General features: G+C 56.3%; 1 protein-coding gene. It reads right to left on the bottom strand.

Annotation, left to right across the window (positions count from 1 at the left end):
- The coding region (locus SB816_RS33555) for a DDE-type integrase/transposase/recombinase (protein WP_410548446.1) at window positions 1–252 on the bottom strand (252 nt) is incomplete at both ends.

Here is a 252-nt window from a genome sequence, read left to right as displayed (position 1 = left end):
CCACTGGTTTTCTTGCGAACAGGTCGAGAACAACGGCGAGGTACGCCCAGCGCTTACCCGTCCAGATATAGGTCACATCACCGCACCACACCTGATTTGGCTCGGTCACGGCGAACTGCCTTTCAAGGTAGTTAGGGATAGCAACATGTTCATGACCACCACGTTTATACCGGTGAGTCGGCTGCTGACAGCTGACCAGCCCCAGCTCTTTCATGAGCCTGCCAGCAAGCCAGCGTCCCATCTGGTAGCCTC

The sequence above is a fragment of the Achromobacter sp. SIMBA_011 genome (assembly GCF_046535435.1).
GTDB classification, from domain to species: Bacteria; Pseudomonadota; Gammaproteobacteria; order Burkholderiales; family Burkholderiaceae_B; genus Achromobacter; species Achromobacter dolens.
This window is presented reverse-complemented; position numbering and strand designations above follow the sequence as displayed.